Source organism: Amycolatopsis sp. lyj-23, assembly GCF_046549135.1.
In the GTDB taxonomy this organism is placed as follows: Bacteria; Actinomycetota; Actinomycetes; order Mycobacteriales; family Pseudonocardiaceae; genus Amycolatopsis.
In genome coordinates, this window is sequence record NZ_JAJPWN010000007.1 from 481,061 (window position 1) to 503,878 (window position 22,818).

23 protein-coding genes and 1 pseudogene are annotated in these 22,818 nt (G+C 73.4%); 9 read left to right on the forward strand and 15 right to left on the reverse strand.

Going from position 1 to position 22,818, the window contains the following annotated elements; translation table 11 throughout:
- Nucleotides 1–6: 6 nt before the first annotated feature.
- Both ACLJPY_RS20240 and ACLJPY_RS20245 read right to left on the reverse strand, forming a co-directional pair.
- Complete coding sequence (locus tag ACLJPY_RS20240; protein WP_410590525.1) at nt 7–699, reverse strand: ubiquinol-cytochrome c reductase iron-sulfur subunit; 693 nt, start codon at nt 697–699, stop codon at nt 7–9.
- On the reverse strand, nt 696–1,292 hold the full coding sequence (locus ACLJPY_RS20245; protein ID WP_410590527.1) for an RNA polymerase sigma factor: 597 nt from the start codon (nt 1,290–1,292) through the stop codon (nt 696–698). Before ACLJPY_RS20245 ends, ACLJPY_RS20240 begins: the two co-directional genes overlap by 4 nt.
- A 127-nt stretch (nt 1,293–1,419) precedes the next feature.
- Here ACLJPY_RS20245 and ACLJPY_RS20250 point away from each other — a divergent pair, with 127 nt between their 5' ends.
- Nucleotides 1,420–2,691, forward strand: a complete 1,272-nt coding sequence (locus ACLJPY_RS20250; RefSeq protein WP_410590529.1) for a vanadium-dependent haloperoxidase — start codon at nt 1,420–1,422, stop codon at nt 2,689–2,691.
- A gap of 267 nt (nt 2,692–2,958) precedes the next feature.
- On the opposite strand, the gene ACLJPY_RS20255 is transcribed toward ACLJPY_RS20250, so the two are convergent.
- Nucleotides 2,959–4,098, reverse strand: a complete 1,140-nt coding sequence (locus tag ACLJPY_RS20255; protein WP_410590530.1) for a DICT sensory domain-containing protein — start codon at nt 4,096–4,098, stop codon at nt 2,959–2,961.
- Nucleotides 4,099–4,267: 169 nt separating this feature from the next.
- On the opposite strand from ACLJPY_RS20255, the gene ACLJPY_RS20260 reads away from it, so the two are divergent.
- The gene (locus ACLJPY_RS20260) at nt 4,268–5,317 is read left to right on the forward strand and encodes a hypothetical protein (protein ID WP_410590532.1); all 1,050 of its coding nucleotides are present in this window, start codon (nt 4,268–4,270) and stop codon (nt 5,315–5,317) included.
- A 36-nt stretch (nt 5,318–5,353) separates the two neighbouring features.
- Nucleotides 5,354–6,016, forward strand: coding sequence for a hypothetical protein (locus tag ACLJPY_RS20265; RefSeq protein WP_410590534.1), 663 nt, complete (start codon nt 5,354–5,356; stop codon nt 6,014–6,016).
- A 13-nt stretch (nt 6,017–6,029) separates the two neighbouring features.
- Here the strand turns inward: ACLJPY_RS20265 and ACLJPY_RS20270 are convergent, their stop codons facing one another.
- Entirely contained in the window at nt 6,030–6,590 is a 561-nt protein-coding gene (locus ACLJPY_RS20270; protein WP_410590536.1) for a phosphoribosyltransferase family protein, read from the reverse strand.
- 138 nt (nt 6,591–6,728) lie between these two features.
- Nucleotides 6,729–7,907 carry a serine hydrolase domain-containing protein gene (locus ACLJPY_RS20275; RefSeq protein ID WP_410590537.1) on the reverse strand — a complete coding sequence of 393 codons (1,179 nt, stop codon included), beginning with the start codon at nt 7,905–7,907 and terminating at the stop codon, nt 6,729–6,731.
- A 252-nt stretch (nt 7,908–8,159) separates the two neighbouring features.
- On the opposite strand from ACLJPY_RS20275, the pseudogene ACLJPY_RS20280 reads away from it, so the two are divergent.
- Nucleotides 8,160–8,390 (forward strand): annotated as a pseudogene (locus ACLJPY_RS20280) (hypothetical protein); the annotation flags it as partial.
- A gap of 80 nt (nt 8,391–8,470) precedes the next feature.
- Entirely contained in the window at nt 8,471–8,734 is a 264-nt protein-coding gene (locus tag ACLJPY_RS20285; RefSeq protein ID WP_410590539.1) for a DUF6082 family protein, read from the forward strand.
- Between the two features lie 155 nt (nt 8,735–8,889).
- Here ACLJPY_RS20285 and ACLJPY_RS20290 read toward each other — a convergent pair whose 3' ends face one another.
- The gene (locus ACLJPY_RS20290) at nt 8,890–9,339 is read right to left on the reverse strand and encodes a MarR family winged helix-turn-helix transcriptional regulator (RefSeq protein WP_410590541.1); all 450 of its coding nucleotides are present in this window, start codon (nt 9,337–9,339) and stop codon (nt 8,890–8,892) included.
- Nucleotides 9,340–9,429: 90 nt separating this feature from the next.
- Here ACLJPY_RS20290 and ACLJPY_RS20295 point away from each other — a divergent pair, with 90 nt between their 5' ends.
- On the forward strand, nt 9,430–10,647 hold the full coding sequence (locus ACLJPY_RS20295; protein ID WP_410590543.1) for an amidohydrolase family protein: 1,218 nt from the start codon (nt 9,430–9,432) through the stop codon (nt 10,645–10,647).
- Nucleotides 10,648–10,684: 37 nt separating this feature from the next.
- Here ACLJPY_RS20295 and ACLJPY_RS20300 read toward each other — a convergent pair whose 3' ends face one another.
- From ACLJPY_RS20300 to ACLJPY_RS20315, 4 genes are all read right to left on the reverse strand, one after another.
- Complete coding sequence (locus tag ACLJPY_RS20300; RefSeq protein WP_410590544.1) at nt 10,685–12,775, reverse strand: xanthine dehydrogenase family protein molybdopterin-binding subunit; 2,091 nt, start codon at nt 12,773–12,775, stop codon at nt 10,685–10,687.
- The gene (locus ACLJPY_RS20305) at nt 12,772–13,779 is read right to left on the reverse strand and encodes an FAD binding domain-containing protein (protein WP_410590545.1); all 1,008 of its coding nucleotides are present in this window, start codon (nt 13,777–13,779) and stop codon (nt 12,772–12,774) included. The genes ACLJPY_RS20300 and ACLJPY_RS20305 overlap by 4 nt, the downstream gene beginning before the upstream one ends.
- Complete coding sequence (locus tag ACLJPY_RS20310; RefSeq protein ID WP_410590546.1) at nt 13,776–14,300, reverse strand: (2Fe-2S)-binding protein; 525 nt, start codon at nt 14,298–14,300, stop codon at nt 13,776–13,778. Before ACLJPY_RS20310 ends, ACLJPY_RS20305 begins: the two co-directional genes overlap by 4 nt.
- Nucleotides 14,301–14,391: 91 nt before the next feature.
- Nucleotides 14,392–15,489, reverse strand: a complete 1,098-nt coding sequence (locus ACLJPY_RS20315) for a hypothetical protein (RefSeq protein ID WP_410590548.1) — start codon at nt 15,487–15,489, stop codon at nt 14,392–14,394.
- Between the two features lie 118 nt (nt 15,490–15,607).
- Here ACLJPY_RS20315 and ACLJPY_RS20320 point away from each other — a divergent pair, with 118 nt between their 5' ends.
- On the forward strand, nt 15,608–16,204 hold the full coding sequence (locus ACLJPY_RS20320) for a TetR/AcrR family transcriptional regulator (protein ID WP_410590549.1): 597 nt from the start codon (nt 15,608–15,610) through the stop codon (nt 16,202–16,204).
- A gap of 47 nt (nt 16,205–16,251) precedes the next feature.
- Here ACLJPY_RS20320 and ACLJPY_RS20325 read toward each other — a convergent pair whose 3' ends face one another.
- The 5 genes from ACLJPY_RS20325 to ACLJPY_RS20345 all read right to left on the reverse strand — a co-directional run bounded on the left by ACLJPY_RS20325 (nt 16,252) and on the right by ACLJPY_RS20345 (nt 20,121).
- Nucleotides 16,252–16,623: a YybH family protein gene (locus ACLJPY_RS20325; protein ID WP_410590551.1), complete on the reverse strand. Its 372-nt coding sequence runs from the start codon at nt 16,621–16,623 to the stop codon at nt 16,252–16,254.
- Nucleotides 16,610–17,320 carry an SDR family NAD(P)-dependent oxidoreductase gene (locus ACLJPY_RS20330; protein WP_410590553.1) on the reverse strand — a complete coding sequence of 237 codons (711 nt, stop codon included), beginning with the start codon at nt 17,318–17,320 and terminating at the stop codon, nt 16,610–16,612. Before ACLJPY_RS20330 ends, ACLJPY_RS20325 begins: the two co-directional genes overlap by 14 nt.
- Before the next feature lie 102 nt (nt 17,321–17,422).
- Complete coding sequence (locus ACLJPY_RS20335) at nt 17,423–18,337, reverse strand: LysR family transcriptional regulator (protein ID WP_410590555.1); 915 nt, start codon at nt 18,335–18,337, stop codon at nt 17,423–17,425.
- A gap of 31 nt (nt 18,338–18,368) precedes the next feature.
- Nucleotides 18,369–19,700: an MFS transporter gene (locus ACLJPY_RS20340; protein ID WP_410590557.1), complete on the reverse strand. Its 1,332-nt coding sequence runs from the start codon at nt 19,698–19,700 to the stop codon at nt 18,369–18,371.
- A 94-nt stretch (nt 19,701–19,794) separates the two neighbouring features.
- Nucleotides 19,795–20,121 (reverse strand): Sec-independent protein translocase TatB, encoded by a 327-nt coding sequence (locus ACLJPY_RS20345; protein WP_410590559.1) that lies wholly within the window; start codon nt 20,119–20,121, stop codon nt 19,795–19,797.
- A 190-nt stretch (nt 20,122–20,311) separates the two neighbouring features.
- Between ACLJPY_RS20345 and ACLJPY_RS20350 the strand changes: the two genes are divergently transcribed.
- Both ACLJPY_RS20350 and ACLJPY_RS20355 read left to right on the forward strand, forming a co-directional pair.
- Complete coding sequence (locus tag ACLJPY_RS20350; protein WP_410590561.1) at nt 20,312–21,607, forward strand: DUF1800 family protein; 1,296 nt, start codon at nt 20,312–20,314, stop codon at nt 21,605–21,607.
- Nucleotides 21,604–22,812, forward strand: coding sequence for a DUF1501 domain-containing protein (locus ACLJPY_RS20355; RefSeq protein ID WP_410590563.1), 1,209 nt, complete (start codon nt 21,604–21,606; stop codon nt 22,810–22,812). Before ACLJPY_RS20350 ends, ACLJPY_RS20355 begins: the two co-directional genes overlap by 4 nt.
- Nucleotides 22,813–22,818: the final 6 nt, after the last annotated feature.

A 22,818-nucleotide genomic window follows, 5' to 3' on the forward strand; every position in this document is an offset into this window, starting at 1 on the left:
CGGGGGTTACGCTCCGGCGGGCGGCACCAGTACCTCGACCACTCCCCCGGCTTCCCGCACCACCAGGTGCGGCAACGGCGGCGGCGTCACCGGCAGCTGGTGCGTCAGGACGACGCCGTCGACGGCGAACGACGTGCGGTGGCACGGGCAGTTCAGCCGCCGCGCCGGCGCGTCGAGGTTCAACCGGCACCCGAGGTGCGTGCAGGTCGCCGACACGGCCTGCACCTGCCCGCCGGACCGGTGCACGAAGCCGGCCACCGCCCCGAAGTCGAACGGACGCACCCCGCCCTCCGGCAGGTCGTGCGCCGCGACGACGGCCCGCCACTCGCCGTTTTCCGGCTGCAGCGTCGTTTCTCCCGGAGGAGGCGGGGGCGGCTCCGCCGCCGGTTCGGCTTCCGACACCACCAGGTATTCGACGCCGGCGCCCGCCGCGGCCGCCACCGCGGCGGCCGAAGACACCTGGATGAACCGGCGGCGGTTGCCGCCGCGCGCGGGCGACGGCTCACCGAGTTCTTCGGCGAGCCGTCGGTGCAGCCCCGCGACGAACTCCTCGCTCGCCGCCGCGCCGCCCGGCCGGGCGGCGCGCAGCAGGATGGCGGTCCGCAGCTCGGCCTCGTCCTCCGGGCCGGCCGCGAACGGGCGCGGCCGTCGCCGCCGCAGGAGGTCCTTCACGAACCGGCGGGCGCCTCTGGTGCTCACGTCTCCATCCCTTCCGCCAGCTGGGCCGCCTGGCGCAGCGCCCGGTGCTGCAGCACCTTCGCGTTGCCGACGGTGGTGCCCAGCTGCTCCGCCGCTTCCTTCAGCGAACAAGCCTGCAAGAAGCGCAGCCGCAGGATCCGCCCGTACCGCTCCGGCAGGAGCGCTAGGATCGCTTCCGCGCGGGCCAGCGTGCCCGGGTCCGGGGTGCCGGCCTCGGCTGTGCCTGTTTCGAAACTGACGACGTCGTGTTCCTCGTCCAGGGTGGTGATCTCCCGGCCGAGCGTGCGCCGCCAGTGCCCGGCCAGCACGGTCCGCGCGGTGGCCAGCAGGTACGCCCGGACCTCGCCCACGCTCGCCGAGACGCGCAGCGGCCGCAACGCGGTCAGGAAGACCTCCGTCGTGAGGTCTTCGGCGTCCGGCCGGTTGCCCACCTTCGAGAACATCAGCCGGTACACGCGGTCGACGTTGTCGCGGTAGACCGCCTCCCAGTCCGGGTAGACATCCGCCCCCACCGCGTGCAGCCGCGGGCGCGGCGCCGTGCCCGCTTCGTCCTGTTCGGCGCGCTTGCGCCGGAACCGCTGTGCCACCGGCACCGCCCCGCTTCTCCCCACCGACTCTTCCCGCCACTTGAGGGATACGCGCCCGGGTTACGCCGTAACTCGTGACCGTATCGGTGAGCGAACCTTCTGGCGACTGGGCCTCCGACGAACAGGGAGCGAAATGACCACACCGATGTCGCGCCGGACGCTGCTCGTGACCAGCGGAACGGCGGCTGCCGTGCTCGCCACAACCGGGCTGCCGGCCATCGCTGCCGCGGCGCCCGTGCGGCCCGGTGGCGCGGACGTCGTCCTGGCCTGGAACCGGGAACTGCTGGCCATCGTGCGCACCGCGGGCCTGCAGCCCGCGACGGTGCACCCGACCCGCAGTTTCGCGTTGCTGCACGCGGCGATCCACGACGCCGTCGTCGCGACGACGGGCACCGGGCGCCCCTACCTGTTCACCGTCGACGCGCCGGGCCGGGCGGCGCCGGAGGCAGCCGCGGCGCAAGCCGCCCACGACGTGCTCGCCGCCCTGTACCCCGCCCGGGCCGGCGAACTGGCGAGCCTGCTGGCCGGGCAGCTGGCCGGCGTGACCCCGCCGGCCGCGCGGGACGCCGGCGTGCGGGCGGGGCGGCTGGTCGCGCGGCTGCTGCTGGGCTTGCGCGCGGACGACGGCTCGGCCGCGCCCCCGCCGGTCCTGCCACCGGGCACCGAACCCGGGCAGTACCGGCCGACGCCCCCGGCGTTCGCCCCCGCCGCGTTCACCCACTGGGCGGCGGTGACGCCGTTCGTGCTGGACCGGGCCGCCCGGTTCCGGCCGGGACCGTACCCCGCGCTGACCGGCGCGCGGTACGCCGACGCGGTGCGGGAGGTGGCCGCGGCCGGGCGTGACACCAGCACGACCCGGACGGCCGACGAGACGGTGCAAGCGCGGTTCTGGGCCGCGCCGATCTGGAACTATTGGAACGAGATCGCGCAGTCGGTCGTCGGCGGCTCGCGCAGCGGGCTGATCGTCGCGGCCCGGGTGTTCGCCCGCCTCAACCTGACCTTCGCCGACGCGGTGATCGCCTTCTACGACGCGAAGTACCACTACCGGATCTGGCGCCCGATCACGGCGATCCGCCTGGCCGCCGAGGACGGCAACCCGGCCACGGACGGCATCCCCGGCTGGTCCAGCCTGGCGAACACCCCACCTGACCCGGCGTACCCCGGCGCACACAGCGTCATTTCCCAGGCGGGCGCGCAGGTGCTGCGCCAGGAGTACGGGCCGCGCTGGGCTTTGGCGGTGACGTCCGAAGCGTTGCCGGGCACGATCCGCCGGTTCCCCTCGTTCCAGGCGGCCGCCGATGAAGCGGGCGTGAGCCGCATTGTGGCCGGGGTCCACACCCGGATCGACCATGAAGCTGGGCGGCAGCTGGGCCACGATGTGGCCGAGTTCGTGCTCCGGTCGTGACGGGGATCTGCCGACGGCCACGGAACGGACGCGCCTCAGGGGAACCGGCGGGGCCGCAGCTGGGCCGGTTCGTCCTCCGGCCATGGCGCGGATTCGCTGACAGCCGCCAAACGCGACCGCCACTCAGGAGAACCGGCTGCCCGCACCCGAGCGCAGCACCGCCGGCCACGGTGGCGGCGGTGGCGGCGGAAGCAGGGCGGCAGCAGGACCAGTTCGTCCTCCGGCCGTGGCGCGGATTCGCCGACCGTCACCAGACGCGACCCGCGCTCAGGAAAACCGGCTGCCCACACCCGAGCGCAGCACCACCGGCCGCGGTTTCGACGGGAGCGGGAGCGGCAGCGAACCCTGGCTCGGCGGCCACAACGTCCCCGCCGGGACCTCGCGCAGCTGGGCGCGCAGCTTGCGCAGGGGCAACGGGCGGCGGCGGGTCAGCAGCGTCGTGGTGCGGGGGTGGAGGTCCACGAACGGGTAGGTCGCGTGCAGGGCCGCCAGGCGGTGCTCCAGGCGGCGGCCGCGCTCGGTGAGCTCGGCCGGGGGTACCGCGGGCTGGACCACCAGGAACTCCCCCGGGCCGAGCCGGGCCGCGCGGTCGAGGGGGCGGAGGCCCTCTCGCAACAGGTCGGCGATGTTCTGCTCGGTGTGCATGCGGATGCGGGGCCCGTGCCGGCGTTCGACCGCGGCGAGGTCGTCGACCGCGACCAGGACCAGCCCCAGCGGCACGGTGTCGGTCGCGTCGCCGAGCCAGGCGGCGAGCCCGGCCGGGGTGGCGAGCCCGGTTTCGGGATCGACGGCCGGCGGCGGGGCCGCCCGGTCGCGGGCTTCGTCCAGTTCGGCCGCCACGTGCCGCAACGCCGCTTCGGCCCGGCTCTCGACGTCGACCGCCGCCGGGGTTTCGACGGACGCCAGCACCTCGTCGACCTTCCGCCGCACGGCCGGGGGCAGCCGGTCGCCCAGGGCGTCGCGGAGCCGGACGACCTCGGCGTACGCCTCGTCGCGGCGCAGGCCCCAGCGGCCGCTGAACAGCCGCGCGCCTTCGACGGTGGCCGCCTGCGGGTCGACCTCCACGAGGTCCTGCGCCACGACGGAGGCCCCGAACGTCGGCGACAGCACGACGACCGACCACTCCCGCGCCAGGGGTTCGCCGGGCCGCAGCAGCACCGGCGTGACGCCGTGCGGCAGGTCGGGCCGCCCGGCGTCGACCAGGCCGACGACCGTGACGGCGGCCCGGCGCGCGATCCGCGCGTAGACCTCCCGCTCGCGTTCGAAGTAGGGCAGCCGCTGGAACAACGCGAGCACGACCGTGTCGGCGCCGGCGCCCTCGGCCAGGGCCGCGCGCTCCACCGCGTGGGACGCCGTCACCAGAGCGCGCTTGGTCAGCACGCCGGCACGCGGATCTGCGTGGGGCATGAGGGATCGCCTTCGCCGGGGAGAGGGAGAAAACCAACGTACAAGCGACCACAGCCGCCGACCAGTCACACAATGGCGTGAACTCGGAAGCTCTCCGTGACACCCTTGCGCCCGCAGCCGGATCGTTGAAAGCTCAGCTTCCGACCGGCCGAGGCAGAAGAGGGTGACGATGCGGCGTGGGATCTTGCCGGTGCCGGCGGGCTTGGCGATCGCGGCGTTGGCCTCGGTCGCGCTGGTGATGAGCACCGGGGACCGGTTGACTTCGTCCTTCGGCACCCGGTGGCTGACCTACGACCCGGCCCAGCAGCCGGGCGGCCCCTCGGGCCAGTGGTGGCTCGTCGCCGGCAGCGTGCTGCTGCCGGGGATCGGGTTCTCGCTGGCCTACCGGGGGGCGCCGGTGCGGTGGCAGCAGGCGGTCGCGTCGATCTGCCTGGGCCTGTTCGGCCTGGACCTGCTGTTCCTGCTGGCGGCCACCCTGTGGTTCACGGGCACCGGCCACGGACCCGACCAGCTGTTCGGGATGTCCGGGGACGCGAGCGGCACCGGGTCGATCGTCTTCGTGCTCCTGATGGCGGTCATGACCAGCGCGCCGCTGATCATGGTCTGGCTGGGCGCGGGGTCGGACTTCGGCGCCCGCAGCGGCGAGTACTTCGCGCGCGGTTCCGCCCGCGTGACCGTCACGGGCATCAGCGTCCGGCTGCACGCCTGGTTCCTCGCCGGGCTGATCGCGTCGTGGCTGGTGCTGCTCGTCCCGGTCGCCGTCGCCGCCTCCTCCTCCACCGGCGACGCCCCCGACCCACACGCCCGGCCGTGGGGGTACGGCCACCGCACCGAAGTCCTCACCGGACTGTCCGGGATCGCCCTCCTGTTCGGCGTGACCAGCGGCCTGGCCCTCTCGACGCTGCTGGGCAAACTCCTCTACCGCGGGCCGTGGCGCGCCCGCGCCGCCCGCCGCCCCACCGGCGCACCCGGCCGCGGGCGGCGGCTGGTGGTGTCGCTGCGGCACTGGCCGATCACCGTGGCGACCACGATCGCCTTCCCGGCAACGGCGGCGTGGCTCACCGACGGCGGCGACTTCGCCGACGCCGCCGAAGTCGTCGTGCTCTGCGGCTCGCTGACGGCCTTGGGCATCTGGTGGCAAGGCATGGCGTGGCGGGTCCGCAACCCCTTGCGTCCCCGGCAACGCACGCTCAGGCAGGCTTCCGGCGGGGCCCGCTGACATCGCGGCCCGGAGCCGGTCTGCTTGGATGCCGGGGTGACCGTGTACGACCTTTCCCGTCGCCTGCCCGCCATCCCGCGACTGCGCGCGCTGTGCCGCGCACTGGCCACATTGGACGTCGTGCTGGACCCCGGCAGCGACGACCGGCGCCACGGTCACGACCCCGCTTGGGCGCCCGGCGCCGAGCTGGCGTCCATGCGGGACGGTGCAGGCAACGAGTATTCGATCGTGTTCACGCGGGCGGGAGCCTTCGTGCGCGGGTTCGACCACGAGTCACCGATGAGTCCCTACGCCACCGACGACGAGCGCCCCTGGCCCGGTGTGCTCGACGCCGTGCCCGACGCCTTCCGGGACTGCGTGGAGAACCCGGCGTTCCGCGACGACACCGGCACGCCGCACGTCACGGTGTGCCTGTGGCGCGAGCACCGTGACAGCGAGTGGCGGCACGGGCCCGTCACGGTTCCCGCCGACGGCGACGACGGCGCCGGCTGGCTGTTCGGCCTGCTGACCGACGGCACCCCCGAAGCGTTCCAGGACTGGGCGCGGGACTACTACGGAACGCCGATCGACCTCGACGCGGTACGGCACGTCTACGCCGGGCGGCCCCTGAGCGCCGGCGTCGTGACCGCACTCAACCCCGCCACGACACTGACCGCCGTCGCGGACCGGGTCGCAGCCATCGGCTACCCGCTCGGCTGACCTCACTAAAAGGTCAAAGCTCCCGGACGTGCAGCAGCGATCGCACCTTCAGGTGCCGCCGGACCTGGTGGCTGCTCAGCGCGTCGACGACCGTCGCGGCGCCGAGCCAGGTCGCGCCGGCGTCCTCGACGAGGCGGTGGGCACCGTGGGCCTGTCCGCCGGTCTCGATCCAGTCGTCGACGAACAGCACGCGATCGCCGCCGCCGACCAGGCTCCTGCGGAAACCGAGGGTGAGGTGCCGGTCCCGGTAGTCCGGCGGCGTGGTCCGCTGCAGCCAGGCGTCACTGTCGCTCGACGCCACGCGGTTCTTGCGCACCTCGACGAACCCGGCGTCGAAACGCAGGGCGACCAGCGGGCCCAGCAGGCAGCCACGCGATTCCGGGCCGACGACGACGGTGGGCTGCTCGCCGTCGAACAGGTGCGCCAGCGCGGGGCCGAGCTGCCCGAGCAGGGCGGGCCGGCGCCACCAGCCCGTGACGTCGGCATAGCGGTGCTCGTCCGTGCGGTCTCCCCGCCAGGCAACCGCACCGCGCAGCCCGGATTTCACCTCTGCCAGCCATTCGCCCCCGGACACCGGCCCATGATCGCGCCGCCGGCCTCGCCGGGCAATCGGATTTGGCGCCCCTGACGGCGGCTGCTCGCCGTGGAGTTCGACCGAGCCAGACGCCCGCCCCAGCTGCCCGGACCGGTCGGTGCGGCGCCGGAATCCAAGTCAGCGCATCGCGGCCTCGAGCCGGCCGGCGTGGGCCTGTGCGCCGGGCGCGGCGGGGGCGCAGAACTCCGTCACCATGGCCATCACCCGGCCGGCCGCCGCGGCGGGTGTGGCGGTGATGTCCGGGCTGGCCGCGACCGTGATCCCGCGGGTGGCGGTCTCGTCGCTCATGCTCCACGTGCTGTACCCGGGTACGTCCCCCGCGTGCCCCCAGACGTCGGGAGCGCCGGGACCGCAGATCGCCGACAGCGAAACGCGCATCAGCCCGAGCCCGTAGGCGAGGACACCACCTTGGCCCGGCCACGGAACGGTCGTCTTCATCTGCGCGAGCAGAGCGGGCGGCAGCAGCTCGCCGCCGAACAACGCGTGGAAGAAGCGGTTGAGGTCGGTGGCGCTCGAAATGATGTTCCCGGCGCCGAAGTAGCGGCTGAGGTTGTAGACGGTGACGTCGGTCAGCCCGTGCGGCGCGGGGTAGAGCTGTTCGTAGCCGTGCACCGCCGGGCGGGGCACCAGCGGGAAGTCGCGCGGCAGGAACGTGTCGGCCAGGTGCAGCGGCCCGGTGATCCAGTCGGCGAGCACCTGCTCGAACCGGCGTCCGGTGAGCTTTTCCACCAGCAGCGCCAAGACGTTGTAGCCGGTGTTGGAGTACGACCAGCTCGTGCCCGGCGGGAAGAGCAGCGGCTGCACCGTGCTGTCGTGGATCGCCTCGACCTCGCCGAAGTGCACGAAGCGCTCGGTGTCCAGCTCGGGCAGGCTCGTCCAGGTGTACTGCGGGGCGAGGTCCCGCGGCAGGCCGCTGGTGTGCTGCAGCAGCTGGCGCACGGTGATCGGCTCGGGGTAGGGCAGCAGGCCGGGCAGGTACTCCGCGACCGGGTGGTCCAGCTGCAGCCGCCCCTTCGCGGCGAGCTTGAGCACGAGCGTCGCGGTGAAGGTCTTGGACACGCTGCCGATGCGGAACCGCCCGCCGGTGTCCGGCTTCGCCCCGGTGACGACGTCACCGACCCCCGCCCGGCCTCGCCACCGCCCGGCCGCATCCGCGGCGACGGCGACCACCCCGACGTTCCCGGCCTGCACCGCGGCGTCCAACGCGGCCTGCCGCGGATCCACCCCCGCGGCGGCGGTACCGGTGCCGGCGCACACGAGCACGGCGCAAGCGGCGGAAACGACCAATCGACGCATGATTCCCCCCGGTGTCTGCGGTCCCTCGACGGTAGCGCAGACCAGCCCCCGCGGTAAGGGATTCTCGTGAGCATCCGGTTTTTCCGGTTCGCTCTGTCCGGCTCCACCTTCCGGCCGGCCGCGTCTCCGGCGTCGAAGTGCTCGGCGAACGGGTGGCCACCGTGGCCACTCGCCCGGGAGCGATGTACTCCTGGATGCCGTCATGAAATCTGCCGGAGACGTGACGAGAAGAGGGTGGCCGTGTTGCAGCGTATGCCAGGGCAGCTACGTTTGAGACGAACGATCCTGGTTTCGGCCGGTTTCGCGGGCGCTGCGATATGCGTGCTCGCCGTGATCGTGTCGCCGTTTCTGTTCCCGTTGCTCGATCGTGTCGAGGCTGTTGACTGGTCGAAGCTGAGCAACATCGGACAGGCGTACGGCGGAATTTCGGCTTTGATCGCCACGGTCGGCGTATTCGGCGTTGCCGCATCGCTCCTCGGCCAAGTCCGCGAAGCACGAAGGGCTGGCATCCGCGACGAACGCCAACTGCACGCGGGCCTCTTGCTTTTCTCAACTACTACTCGATGTTCCTCAGTGGCCAGTACAGCCTGCAAGGCGTCCGCCGCAACATTGCCCGCTTCTTCGAGGGAGAACTCGAAAGGGAGTACTGGGCCTACTCACGAGACAGCTGGCTCTCGGGCCAAGGCGGCGGACGCCGGAGACAATCCTTCCTCTCGGCGGTCGAAGAAGAATTTCACTCGGCCCGCAAGGCGGGCCCGCCTGCGGACTGGGTGCCATTGCCGCCCACCTCCTCCGTCGACCCAAGCACTGAGCTACCCGAGTCTTGACACGCATCGCAGCTAGTTCAGTCAAGAAACTTGACTATCACGCTTCTCGACTAGCTCAGGAAGATCGCGGTCCGGGCACACGCGCGACCGGAAGGCTCGGCGCGACCGCACCGGGCACCAACGGGCGACGGCTGAACGCTCGGCGGCCCGGAAAGCTACTCGCCGTCCGACCCACGGCGCCGAGACCAAGCGGCGGCATCGGTGGCGTAGCGGACGAGGAGCCGCGCGAACCGGGCGCGGTCCTCCGGTGACCACGCCGCGGTGATGTCTTCGAACGCCGCGCGCTGCTCGGCGGCGAACCGGGTTCGCTCGACCTCGCCGCGCTCGGTCAGCTCCAGCACCGTCCGGCGGCCGTCCGCCTGGGACGCTGCCCGCCGCAGCAAGCCGTCGGCGATGCAGGCCGCCACCGTGCGGCTGGCCACCGGCTGGACCACGCCCATCTCCGCCGCGAGGCCGCCGACCGTCATCTCCCCCGGTGCGTCGGCGACCACGTTCAGCACCAGGTTGCGGGACAGGTCGCGGCCCGAGGCGGGGGTGCGCCGGCGCAGGCGGGACAGCGCGGGCCCGATCTGGTCCAGCAGCGGATCTTCGGCGGAACTGCTCACCCGCCGAAGCGTAGTACCTCCCGCATTTGCATACCACTGGCAAAGTGCATAGCATCAGGTATGTAAATGTCAGCGAGAAAGAGAGTTACCATGGCCACCACCGCCATCACCGGCGCCCGCGTCTTCGACGGCGAGAAGCCCCTGGGTGTGCAGACCGTCGTCCTCGACGGGCCGAAGATCCGCCGGATCGGCGGCGACGTGCCCGACGGCGCCGAGGTCGTCGACGGCCGCGGCGCGACGCTGCTGCCCGGGCTGATCGACGCGCACGTCCACTCCAGCCCCGGCTCCCTGGCGCTGGCCCTGCGGTTCGGGGTCACCACCGAACTGGAGATGCAAGGTCTGCACACCCGGGAAAACCGGGCGCACATCACCGAGGACGACACCGTCGCCGACGTCCGGTCGGCCGGCTTCGCCATCACGCCGCCCGGCGGCCACCCCAGCGAGCTGATGCCCGAAGGGTTCCGGCCGGCCCGCGACCTGCCGCCGGTCATGCCGCTGATGCCGTTCTCCACCACGCCCGAGCAGGCCGCCGCGTTCGTCCCGCAGCTGCTGGCGCGCGGCTCCGACTACATCAAGTTCATGATCGACGATGGCAGTGTCGAAGGCCATCCCGGGCTGCCGATACTCGACCAGGCCACGCTCGACGCCGGCGTCGCCGAAGCCAAGAAGCACGGCGCCCTCACCGTCGCCCACACGCTCACCCTCGACGCCACCCGGATGGCCGTCGAAGCCGGCATCGACGGCCTCGTCCACGTGTTCATGGACCGGCCGCACACCGCGGAAATCGTGGACCTGATCGCCGGCGCGGACATGTTCGTCGTGCCCTGCATCGCGCTCGACGCGTCGATGATGGGCATCACCGGCAGCGACCTCGCCGACGATCCCCGGGTCGCCCGCCGCCTCGACGACCAGTGGGACAAAACGCTGCGCTCGAGCTACGACCGCTACCCGCAGGGCAACCTGGAAGACGTGCTGGCGACCGTCCGGGCGCTGGCCGCCGCGGGCGTGGACCTCCTGGCGGGCACCGACGCCTCCATGCCCGAAACGTTCTTCGGCGGCCTCGCGCACGGAGCCAGCCTGCACCGGGAACTGCAGTACCTCGTGGCCGCCGGCCTGACCCCCGCCGCAGCGCTGCGCGCGGCGACCGCGACCGCGGCACGCCGCTTCGGGCTCGCCGACCGCGGCCGCATCGCCGAAGGACTCCGCGCCGACCTCCTGCTCGTCGACGGCGACCCGACGCAGGACATCGGCGACACGCTCGGCACCCGGGCGATCTGGCGCCGAGGCGCCCGGCTCGTAGACGCGTGAGGCGCGCCCTCGGCGGCCTCACCTGACGGCCCCGGCGTCACTCCAGCGCGGGCAACAGGGCGTCGAGGGTGATCGGCAGCTCGCGCACGCGCACCCCGGTCGCGTGGTGCACCGCGTTCGCGACCGCCGCGGCGGTGCCGACGATGCCGATCTCGCCGACGCCCTTGGTGCCCATCGGGTTGACGTGCGGGTCGTGCTCGTCGATCCAGTCCGCGCGCAGGTCGCCGACGTCGGCGTTGGTGGCGATGTGGTACTCGGCCAGGTCGTGGTTGACCACGTGCCCGGTGCGCGGGTCCATCGTGCTGCTTTCGAACAGCGCCATGGACAACCCCATCGTCATGCCGCCGAGGAGCTGGGACCGGGCCGTCAGCGGGTTGACGATCCGGCCGGCCGCGAACGTGCCGTACAGCCGCGGCACGCGGATTTCGCCCGTGTCGGCGTCGACGCGCACTTCGGCGAACTGCGCGCCGAACGCGTACATCGAGTATTGCTCTTCGGCCGGGTTCTCCGGCGTGTCCGCGGCGGCTTCGGCGCCGTCGGCCGGGTCGCTGCCGTACTTGTCGCGGAACGCCTCCGCCGCGGCGACGATCGCCGTTCCCCAGGAGGCGGTGCCGGAGGAACCGCCGGCGACGGTCGCGTTCGGGTAGCCGGTGTCGCCGATGCGGGCCTCGACGTCCGCCACCGGCACGCCGAGGGCATCGGCCGCGATCTGCGGCAGGATCGTCCAGGCGCCGGTGCCGAGGTCGGCGGCGCCGATCTCCACGACGTACCGCCCGGCCTCGAACCGGATCAGCGCCGTGGACCCGGTCGAGCGCTTCGCCGGGTACACCGACGCGGCGACCCCGGTGCCGGTCAGCCACCGGCCGTCCCCGCGGACACCGGGCCGCGGATCCCGGTCCGCCCAGCCGAAGCGCTCGGCCCCGGTGCGCAGGCACGCCACGAGGTTGCGGCTGGAGAACGGCCGTCCGTTCTCCGGGTCGCGGTCGGGCTCGTTGCGCACCCGCAGCTCGACCGGGTCCACACCCAGCGCCACGGCGAGCTCGTCCATCGCGACTTCCGGGCCGAACATGCCGGGGCACTCCCCCGGCGCCCGCATCCACGACGGCACCGGCACGTCCAGCGCGGCGAGCCGGTGGCTGGTGGCCCGGTTCGGCACCGCATACAGCATCCGCGCGGGCACCCCGGTCTGCTCGGCGAACTCCTTGATCCGCGACGTCTGCTCCACGACGTCGACCCGCAGCGCGGTCAGCCGCCCGTCGGCGTCCGCGCCGAGCCGGACCCGCTGGATCGTCGGCGTGCGGTACCCGGCGAGGGCGAACATCTGCGGCCGGGTCAGCGCGAGCTTGACCGGGCGGCCCGGCACCGCGCGGGCGGCCATGGCCGCAAGCACGACGTTCGCGTGCGGGGTGCCCTTCGACCCGAACCCGCCGCCGACGTAGGGGCAGCGGACCCGCACCTCCTCCTCGGGCAGCCCGAACACCCCGGCGACGGCCGAGCGCACCGGGTGGACCCCCTGCGTGGAGTCCCAGAGCGTGAGGATCCCGTTGTCCCACAACGCGGTCGTCGCGTGCGGCTCCAGCGGGTTGTTGTGCTGCATCGCCGTCGTGTACGTCTCGCCGATCGTCACCGCCGCCCGCTCGAGCTCGGCGTCGGCGTCGCCCTGCGCGGTGTCGGTCGGGAAGGCCGGGTTCACCGAGTCCGGCGCGTACAGGTCGCTGCGGCCGGCGCTGAGCTCGACGTCGTGCGGCTCGGCGTCGTATTCGACCGCCACGAGTTCCGCGGCGTGCCGGGCGGTCTCCGGGGTCTCGGCCAGCACCAGCGCGACGACGTGGCCGCGGAAGGGTACTTCGGGACCCTGCAGCACGGCGAGCTCGGCGTCGTCGGTGCTCGCCAGCCGTTCGGCCGTGAACGGCGTGATCACCCGCACCACGCCGTCAAGGCTTTCGGCGGGCACGGTGGCGATCCGGGCGCAGCGGCCGCGGGCGATCGTGGCCTGCACCGGGTGGCAGTACAGCGGGCGATCAGCGGGCGTTTCGAAGGCGTACGGTGCGGTCCCGGTGACCTTGGCCGGGCCGTCGCGGCGGGTGGTGGCGGTCCCCATGGCACGGGGTTCGAGCAGCTCGGTCATCGGGTCGGCTCCTCGGTGGTCAGCTCGCGCAGCACCGCGGCCAGGGTGCGGCGGACGAGCGGGATCTTGAAGGCGTTGCCGCCGTCGACGCCGTCGAGCGCGTGGGCCCCGGCCAGCTCGGCCTCCGCCGCCGCCCGGAAGACGTCCGCACCCGGCCGGGCCCCGCGCAGCACGGCTTCCGCCTCGGTGGCCCGCCACGGTTTGTGCGCCACTCCGCCGAGCACGACGCGGACGTCGTCGATCTTCCCGTCCACAAGGGACACTCCGGCGCCCACCGAAACGAGCGCGAACGCGTACGACGCCCGGTCCCTGACCTTGCGGTAGGCCGACCGGTGCGCCCACGGCACGGCGGGCAGCGTGAAGCCGGTGATCAGCTCGCCGTGTTCAAGGACCGTGTCGCGTTCGGGGTGGTCGCCGGGCAGCCGGTGCAGGTCTCCGGAGGCGATTTCCCGTTCGCCGCCGGCCCCGGTGACGTGCACCCGCGCGTCTAGGGCCGTCAGCGCGACCGCCATGTCGGAGGGGTGGGTGGCCACGCACGCCTCGGACGCGCCGAGGATCGCGTGCTGGCGGGTGGCTCCGCCCAGCGCCGAGCACCCGGAGCCGGGCTCGCGCTTGTTGCAGGGCGTCGTCACGTCCTGGAAGTAGAGGCAGCGCGTGCGCTGCAACGGGTTGCCGCCGGCCGTGGCCATGTTGCGCAGCTGGGCGGACGCGCCGGCGAGCAGCGCTTCGGCCAGCACCGGGTACCGCGCGCGGACCGCGGCGTGCGCCGCCAGATCGCTGTTGCGCACCCGGGCCCCGACGAACAGGCTGCCGTCTTCGTGCTCGCGGATCTCGTCCGACGTCACGCCGGTGACGTCGACGACCCGGTCCGGCCGGGCCACCCCGAGCTTGAGGTGGTCGACGAGGTTCGTGCCGCCGGCGAGGAACACCGCGTCCGGGTCCGCGGCCACGGCCCGCACGGCCTCGGCCAGCGTGGCCGGCCTGGCGAAGGTGAAGGTCTTCATCGCGACTCCCGGACGGCGGCGACGATCCCGGCGTAGGCGCCGCAGCGGCAGAGGTTGCCGCTCATCCGCTCGGCGATCTCCTCGTCCGACCACTGTGGAGCACCGCTGACCGGCGAGGTCACGTGGCTCGGCGCCCCGGCGGCGAACTCGGCCAGCAACCCGGCGGCCGAGCAGATCTGCCCCGGCGTGCAGTACCCGCACTGGAAGGCGTCGTTGTCGAGGAAGGCCTGCTGGATCGGGTGCAGCTCGCCGTCGCGGGCGAGCCCGGCCGCCGTCGTGACGTCCGCGCCGTCGCAGGTCACGGCCAGGGTCAGGCAGCTCAGCACCCGGCGGCCGCCGACCAGCACGGTGCACGCGCCGCACTGGCCGTGGTCACAGCCCTTCTTCGCCACCGGCTCGCCGAGCTGCTCGCGGAGGAGGTCCAAGAGGGTCCGCCGCGGGTCCACCGCCACTTCGTGCTCGGTCCCGTCGACCCGCACCGCGATCGCGGGTCCCGCACCGGTGTCTTCGCTCGCCGCCATGCGCTGCCCTTTCCGTGGGATCGTTCGGCGTACCCGTTCGCGGCGCGACAAAACCTGCAGGTCACGCCGTGGAGCGCGGGTGCGGGCCGGCTCAGCGGCTGCCTCGGCGGCGCGCCGCGGCGAGCAGCGCCAGCCCGGCTCCGAGCAGCGCCAGCAGCACGATCGCCTGCGCGGGCAGGCCGCCGATGCCGGTGCCGGGGAGGCTCCCACCCGGCTCGCCGGGCCCACCCGGCGGTGACGCCGGGCCCGGCGTCGAGGTGCCGCCGGCCGAGTCGGGTGGTGGTGTCGCGGTCGACGAGCCGGCCGGGGTGGTCGTGGCACTCGAAGAACCGGCCGTCGTCGAGGTCGTCGCGGCGGACGAGGAAGTCACCGTCGACGAGGTGGCAGGTGTCGACGAGCTCGTGGGGGTCGTCGAAGTGGCGGGGGTTTTGGAGGTCGTCGGCGGCCGGGCTGCGCAGTGCGCCTCGACTTCACCGAGGCGCAGTGACAGCACCGGCCCGTTGTACACCGGCTTGCCGTCCTTGTCCTTCAGCGCCGCGGTGACGTCGATGTCCAGGCCGGCTCGCGCGTAGTCCCGGCGGCTCTGCGCGGACGGGTCCTGGTACGGCGTCACCACGACCGTCAGCGTGCTCTTGCCGATCCCGGCGGCACCGAGCTCGGCCCCGGTCACGCTCAGCTCGGTGCGGCCCGGGCGCACGAGGTGCCCGAGCACCCGGATCACGCTGCTGTCGCTGCGGTTGTACGCCAGCGCCCACGGCCCCACCGGCGGTGGCACGCACTCGGCGTAGGAATCGAACGAAGCCACCTGGAGGAAGGACTTGCTCCCGGACTTCACCTCCAGCGCGGTCAGCTGCGCCTGCGCCCAGTTCTTGGCCGGGTCGGCGGCGGTCCGGGTCTGCTTCGTGGCGACGCCGATCCGGTGCAGCATCCCGTCCGGGTCGCTGAAGTCGCCGTTGTCGGTCTCACCGGCACCGGCGGATTCCGCCACCCCGTACCGGCCGGTGTAGGCCTCGAGACCCAGCGCTTCGACCGGTGCTTCCGTCAACCGGACGAGCGTCGCGGAGGCGGGCGCGGCGGACCGCGCGGCCGGGGCGACCGTCCGTGCGGCCGGACCGGCCAACGCGAGCGTCACAGCGCCCGCGGAGACGGCCAAGCCGGTCAGGGCGTGGGCGAAGCGAAGCGGAATCACCGGTTCAACGAAGCACAGGCGCGAACGGCTCACGACCGGTGTCGCCGGTCCGGTGGCGGTGATCAACCGATGGAGTGAGCGGCCCGGACTGGTAGACGACCGGTCGTACACTGACGGGGTGGGCAGGACGAGTGACGGCAAGGAGCGCATCGTCGCCGCCGGACGACGGCTGATGGAGCAGCGTGGCTACTCCGCGCTGGGCGTCGCCGAGATCTGCAAGAGCGCCGGAGCACCCAAGGGCAGCTTCTACTACTTCTTCGACTCGAAGGAGGCGTTGGCGCTCGAGGTGATCGCCTGCGAGTGGGCCGAACAGCGGCGGGCGTGGGCGGAGATCCTCGAGGGCCCGGGGGCGCCCCTGCACCGGCTCCGCGCGCTCTTCGACTCGACCGCCGCCACCCAGCGGTCCGGGCAGGCGGACTGCGGCACCGTTTCGGGCTGCCTGTTCGGCAACCTGAGCCTCGAACTGAGCAACCAGGCCGAGCCCGTCCGGCGCGCGCTGCAGGACATCTTCGGCGAGCAGGCGGAGCTGGTGCGGGCGGTGGTCGAGGAAGCCGTGGCCCGCGGTGACGCGCGAGCCGCCGACCCCGCCGCCGCGGCGCGGGCCGTCGTGGCCCAGCTGGAAGGCCAGGTGCTCTTCGCCAAGCTCTACAACGACACCGGCCACCTCGACGCGCTGTGGACCCACTGCCTCGCGCTCGTCGGCGCGCCCGCCTGACGGACCGAGGCGGGAAGCAGGTGCGTACCACCCGCTTCCCGCGCTTCTCAGATCCTCGACACGTGGTAGTGGCCGATCAGCCACCGGCCGTCGTCCTGCCGCTCGAAGAGCACGGTCAGGTGGAACCGCCACACGGTGCCGTCCGGCCGCGTGAAGTCCGGATCGACGTACGCCAGCAGCACGCCGTCGGCCAGCGGGCGCAGTTCCCGGACCTCGTAGCGGACGGTCAGCCCGGCCGGCTGCTGCTCGTAGTACTCCTCGACGCCCTTGCGCCCCAGCGAGTACGCCGGGTGCGCGCCCTGGAAGAGGGCGTTCTCGGTGAAGAGCGCGGCGACGTCGGCCGGGCGGTGGTCGTCGATGCCCGCCCGCCAGGCGTCGAGCACCCGGGTCACGATCGCCCGGTCCTCAGTGGCCGGCACTTTGACCGCCGTTGACGTTGAGGATCTCGCCGGTGACGAACGGCGCGTTCTCCAGGTAGAGCACGCCGTTGACGACGTCGCCGACCTCGCCCATCCGGCCGAGCGGGTGCAGTCCGCCGCGCTCCGCGTAGGTCTCGGGCGGGTTGAGCGCGGTCTTGTGGATGCCCGGCGCGACGGCGTTGACCCGGATGCCGCGCCCGGCGTACTCGACGGCCAGCGACTTCGTGACCGCCTGCAGGCCGCCCTTGGTCAGCATCGCCACCGAGGCGGGCACCGCCGAGAGCGGGTGCTCGACGAGGCTGGTGGTGATCTGCACGATGTGCCCGCCGCCCTGGGCGAGCATCGGCGGCACGACCTGCCGGGTCAGGTGGAACCAGCCGGCCAGGTTCACCGCCACCAAGCGCTCGAAGTCGTCGAAGGTGAAGTCCGTGAACGGCTTCGCGTCGAAGACGCCGGCGTTGTTGACCAGCGTGTCGACCCGCCCGAACCGCTCGAGCGCCGTCTCCACGACCCGCTGCGCCGTGGCCGGGTCGGTGATGTCCCCGGCCACCGTGGCCACTCCGGCGTCGTTCGCCTCGCGCACCGAGCGGGCCGTGGCCACGACCGCCCAGCCCTGCTTCCGGTACCCCTCGACGATCGCCGCGCCGAAGCCCTGCGAAGCCCCGGTGACCACGGCCACCTTCTGCGCACTGCTCATGATCCCATCCTCAGTAGTAGACCGGTTGTCTACCACTGACGCTAACCAGCCACCGGACTCACCGCCACGAGGTGCAGCCTCCCAGCCGGGAGGAAACTCCTCTCAGGAGCGCGCGTAGGGGTCGGTGGACGGCAACCACGCGCTGCCGTCCGCGGGAACGCCCTCGACACCGTCGGTCAAGGCCTCGACGACCGCCCGCACGGCGGCGCGGTCGTCGTCCCGGCGGGTGACCAGCGACCACGTCCAGTAGGGCGCCGGGTCGACGATCGGCCGGGCCACCAGCCCGGCGGGCAGCGGCGTGGTCTGCCCCTTCGGCGAGTTGACCACCGGCCGGTCCGCGCGGCGCACGTGCTCGAAGAACGCGGGCCCGGTGATCCCGTTGTCCTCGGTCCGCACGACGAGCGCGCCGGTGTCCCGGCTGAACTGGCCGGCGTAGAGGTTCCACGACGCCCAGCTGACGGTGTCGGAGTCGACCAGGACCGCGGTGTCCGCCGCGGCCACCGGCGACGTGTCCGTCCCGGGCGAGACGGCGTAGAGGCGGTCGGCGCCGAGGAAGCGGGCGTCGAGGTCCTGCGCGGCCAGATCGGGTTTCTGCACCCAGCAGACGGCGAGGTCGATGCTGCCGTCGGCCACCCGGCCGGCCTGGGCGTGCGACGGCATCACCCAGGCGTCGACCTGCAGGTTCGCCACCCCGGACGTGCGCTGGGCGAGGTCGGCGGGCAGCCAGTTGACGTACCCCAGCCGGACGGTCCCGGTCCCGCGGAGCGACCCGGCGTGCCGGCGCAGCTCGTCGGCCCCGTGCAGCAGCTCGCGAGCCTCCGGCAGCAGCGCCCGCCCGGCTTCGGTGAGGTCCATCCGGCGGCGGTCGCGGTCGAACAGGCGCACCCCGAGATCCCGTTCCAGGGCCTTGATCTGCTGGGACAGCGACGGGCCGGCGATGTGCAGCCGCTCGGCCGCCCGGCCGAAGTTCATCTCTTCGGCGAGGGTGACGAAGTAGCGCAGCTGACGCAGTTCCACGTCGTCATCCTAGGTCCGGCCACAAAGGACGCTACCGGGCTCGGCGCAGCGCACCGGCCAGCACCACCATACCCGCGCCACCCCCGGCAACCACCCACATCGCGGTACCCGGCAGCAACCCGCCGACGAGCGCGACCCCCACCGCACCGCCGGTCTGACGCACGGCGTTGAGCACGCCGGCGGCGAGCCCCGCCGCGCCGGGCAGCGCGGTCATGGCCACCGACGTCATGGCGGGCATGGCGAGCGAGCAGCACCCGAAGACCACCGAGCAGGCGATGAGCAGCACCGGAGCGCGGCCGGACGGCAGCAGCGCCAGGCCCACCGACCCGGCGAGCGCCAGGAGGCCGCCGGCCACGATCGGCCCGCGCGCGCCGAACCGGTGCGTGAGCCGTCCGCTGAAGAAGGCGTTGACGCCCACCACGAGCGTGAGCGGCACGAGCAGCAGCCCGGCGGCGAGCGCGTCGAGCCGCCAGACCCGCTGCAGGAACAGGGCGAGGCAGAACAGCGTGCCGTAGAGGCAGAAGTTGAACAGGCCGCCGATGAGCGTGGCGGCGGCGAAATCGCGGACCTTCAGCACGCCGGGCGGCAGCACCGGCGCGGAGACCGTCCGCTCGGCGGCCGCGAACCCGAGGCCCGCGGCGACCCCGGTGCCGAGGAGGCCCAGCGCCGTCGCGTCGGTCCACCCCGCGTGCCCGGCCTCGATCAGGCCGGCGACCACGCACGCCAGCGCGGCCGTGCCGAGGACCTGCCCGGCGAGGTCGAGCCGGGTGCGTTCGCGGAGTGGCGTCTCGGTGACGCACCGGCGCGTCAGCACCAGAGTGACCAGCCCGACCGGCACGTTCACGGCGAACACCAGCCGCCAGTCGGCCAACCCGACGGCGAGGCCGCCCAGCACCGGCCCGGCCGCGAGCCCGGCCCCGCTCATGCCGCCCCACACACCGAGAGCGCGCGCCCGGGCGCCCGCGTCGGGGAACCGGTGGACGATCAAGGCGAGCGACGACGGCAGCAACGCGGCCGCGCCGACTCCCTGGACGGCCCGCGCGGTGACCAGCCAGGGCAGCGACCCGGCCGTGGCACAGGCAAGCGAAGCCAGGACGAACACGGCCGTGCCGGCTTCGAAGACGCGGCGGGCGCCCCACCGGTCGCCCGCCGCACCCCAGGTGAGCAGGAAGGCGGCCAGCGCGACGGTGTAGGAGTCGACCACCCACTGCAGGGCCGCGGTCGACGCTTCGCCGAATTCGGCCCCGATGGCGGGCAGCGCGAGGTTCACGATGGTCGCGTCGAGCGTGATCATCAGGAACCCGAGGCACACCGCGGTGAGCGCCAGCCGGGCCGGAGCCCGCTGCGCAGTCGAGGCGATCATGGCTCCGAGTGAACCCCGGGGACGCTTCGGCGGTCCACGAACCGTTGCCTCCCAGGTGCGAGGCGCCGCCTCCCAGGGTCTCCGCGAGCCGCGCTCAGGTGGCGTCGGAGTCGATCGGCGCACGCTCGCCGGGGCGCAAGGCCGGTGCCGCGGGCGGGCTGTCGTCGAGGAGGTGGTGACGCAGGGCGGCTCTCGGGTCGAAATCGCGCAGCGCCTGCAGGTCCTGCAACGGTTTGCGCAGCTGCTGGAACTCCGGGCCCAGTTCGGCCTCGAGCTGCTGCTGGGCTTCCGCGGCGAACCCGCGGATCCGGCGTACCGCGCGGGTCGCCTGGCTCACCGCGCCGGGCAGCCGCTCGGGGCCGAGGATGAACAACGCCGCCGCGAGCAGGATCACCAGGTGCTCCAGGCTGAGACCGAACACCGGGTGACCTTAGCCGCCACCCGCTTAGCGAACGCTGAGAGCGCGACGGCCGCGGCAGCGAGCACCTCGCCCCTTTGGACCGTCTAGCCCGACCTCGGGCACCGACCAGCACCCCGCGCTCCTGTGGATCGGCTTAAGAAAGCCGTCGCGGCCTCCCCCGCGCCGCCGTGCGGGCGGCACCATCGACGCCATGGTGGTGCTCTCCGAACGGGCCGCCGTGCGGCGGCTGCACGATCGGCTCGGCTTCGGGCCGCGGGCGGGGGATCTCGACCGCGGGTTCGCCGAGACCCGCGATCGGCTGCTCGGCGGCGGGCCGGACGCCGGTGCGGCCGCGACCCCGATGCCCGACCTCGGGCCGCCGCCGGACCATCCCGGCAAAGACCCGGCGGCGAAACAGCAGGCGCGTCAGGCGACGCAGGCGCAAGCCACGCAGGCCGCCGCATGGTGGCTCGATCGGATGGTGGCCGCCGATCTCGCGTCCGTGGAACGGCTGACCTGGTTCTGGCACGGCCACTTCGCCACCGGCGAGCAGAAGGTGCGCAGCCCGCGGCTGATGCTCGCGCAGAACCGGACCCAGCGCGACCACGCGCTCGGCAGCTTCACCGACCTGGCCCGCGCCATGGTCGTCGACCCGGCGATGCTGTTGTGGCTCGATGGCAACAGCAACAAGGCAGGCAAGCCGAACGAGAACCTGTCGCGGGAGTTCATGGAGCTGTTCACCCTCGGCATCGGGCACTACACCGAAGACGACGTCCGCGAAGCCGCCCGCGCGCTGACCGGCTGGACCGCCGAGCGCGACGCCACCGGCGCGCAGCTGGTCGCCAAGCGGCACGACACCGGGGTGAAGCGGATCCTGGGCGCCAGCGGCGACTTCGACGCGCAGTCCTTTGTGGACCTCGTGCTGGGCAGGCCGGAATCGGCCGCGTTCGTGGTCGGGCGGATCTGGTCACGGCTGGTGTCCACGACCCCGCCGCCGCCGGACACGCTGAACCGGCTGGTGGCCACCTACGGCGGCCGGCGCGACATCAGCGCCCTGCTGCGCGCGATCACCGGTGAAGCCGCGTTCCACGACAGCGGGACCGCCCTGGTCAAACAGCCCGTCGAATGGCTGGCCGGGCTGCTGCGCGCCCTCGGCGTCCGGCCGGGGCGGCTCGACGACAAGACCCGCGGCGGCCTGCTGACGGCGTTGCGCGGGATGGGCCAGGTGCCGTTCCAGCCGCCGAGCGTCGGGGGCTGGGCCGCGGGCGGCGCGTGGCTGACGACGTCGGCGGGGGTGGCGCGGCTGCACGCCGCCCAGCTGGTCGCCGCGCACGCGGACCTCGGCGTGGTGGCGAAGGCGCGGGACAAGGTCGCCGCGATCGGTGACCTGCTCGGCGTCGACGCCTGGTCCGACCGCACGCGCGCGGCCCTGGCCGGGGTCGGCGGCAACGCCCGTCAACTGTCCACAGTGGCCGCTTGTGCCCCCGAATACGTAGTGAGCGGGTGACGATCGTGCAGCAGGTGAACCGTCGCAGGTTCCTCACCGCGACCGGCGTGACGGCCGCCGCGGCGCTGGCCGCCAGCGCCACGCAGGTCGACTGGGGCCGGCTGGTGTCGGCCGCCCAGGAGAACCCCCTCGACCCGGACGCCGGCGTGCTGGTGGTCGTCACCCTCTACGGCGGCAACGACGGGCTCAACACCGTCGTCCCGGCGAGCGATCCGGCGTACCGGAACGCCCGCTCGGAACTCGCGTACCGGCCGGAAGAGGTGCTGGACCTCGGCGAGGGGCTCGGCCTGAACCCCGGCATGAAGGGCTTCAAGAGCCTCTGGGACGACGGCCGCCTCGCCGTGCTGCGCGGGGTCGGCTACCCGAAACCGGACCACAGCCACTTCCGGTCGATGGCGATCTGGCAGACGGCGTCGCCGGAGACGTCGGTGCCGACCGGCTGGCTCGGCCGCTGGCTCGACGCCACCGGCGACGACCCGCTGCGCGCGGTCTCCGTCGACCCGGTGCTGCCGCCGATGCTGGCCGGCGAGCGCACCGCCGCCGCGTCCCTGCCGGTCGGCGGCCTGAAGCTGCCGGGAGGGGCGCTCGGCCAGGCGTTCGCCGACCTCGGCGCGGCGCAGCCGGGCGAAGGGTTCTGGCAGGCCCGTGCCGCGCGGTCGGTGACCGACCTGCACCGGGCCGTGCAGACGCTCGGCAAGCCCGCGAAGGACGGGCAGAAGGCCAAGGGCGAGCTGTCCGCCCAGCTCGACGTCGTCGCCGGGCTGATCGAAGCGGGCGTGCCGACGCGGGCGTACTCGGTATCGCTGGGCGGTTTCGACACCCACGCCGACGAGCGCGGCACCCAGCAGCGGCTGCTGACCGAGCTGGACGGCGCCCTGACGCCGTTCGTGCAGCGCCTCGCGAAGACCGACCGCGGCAAGCAGGCGACGGTGCTGGTGTACTCGGAGTTCGGGCGGCGCGTGACGGCGAACGCCAGCCAGGGCACCGACCACGGCACGGCGGGCCCGGTCTTCGTCCTCGGCTCGAAGGTCGAGGGCGGCTTCCACGGCGCCGAGCCCAGCCTGACCGACCTCGACGACGGCGACCTGAAGCGCACCACGGACTTCCGCGACGTCTACGCGTCGCTCGTCGAGAACGTGCTCGGCACCGACGCGGGCCGGGTCCTGCCCGGGCACAGCGGGCGGCTCGACGGGTTGTTCGCCTGACCACCG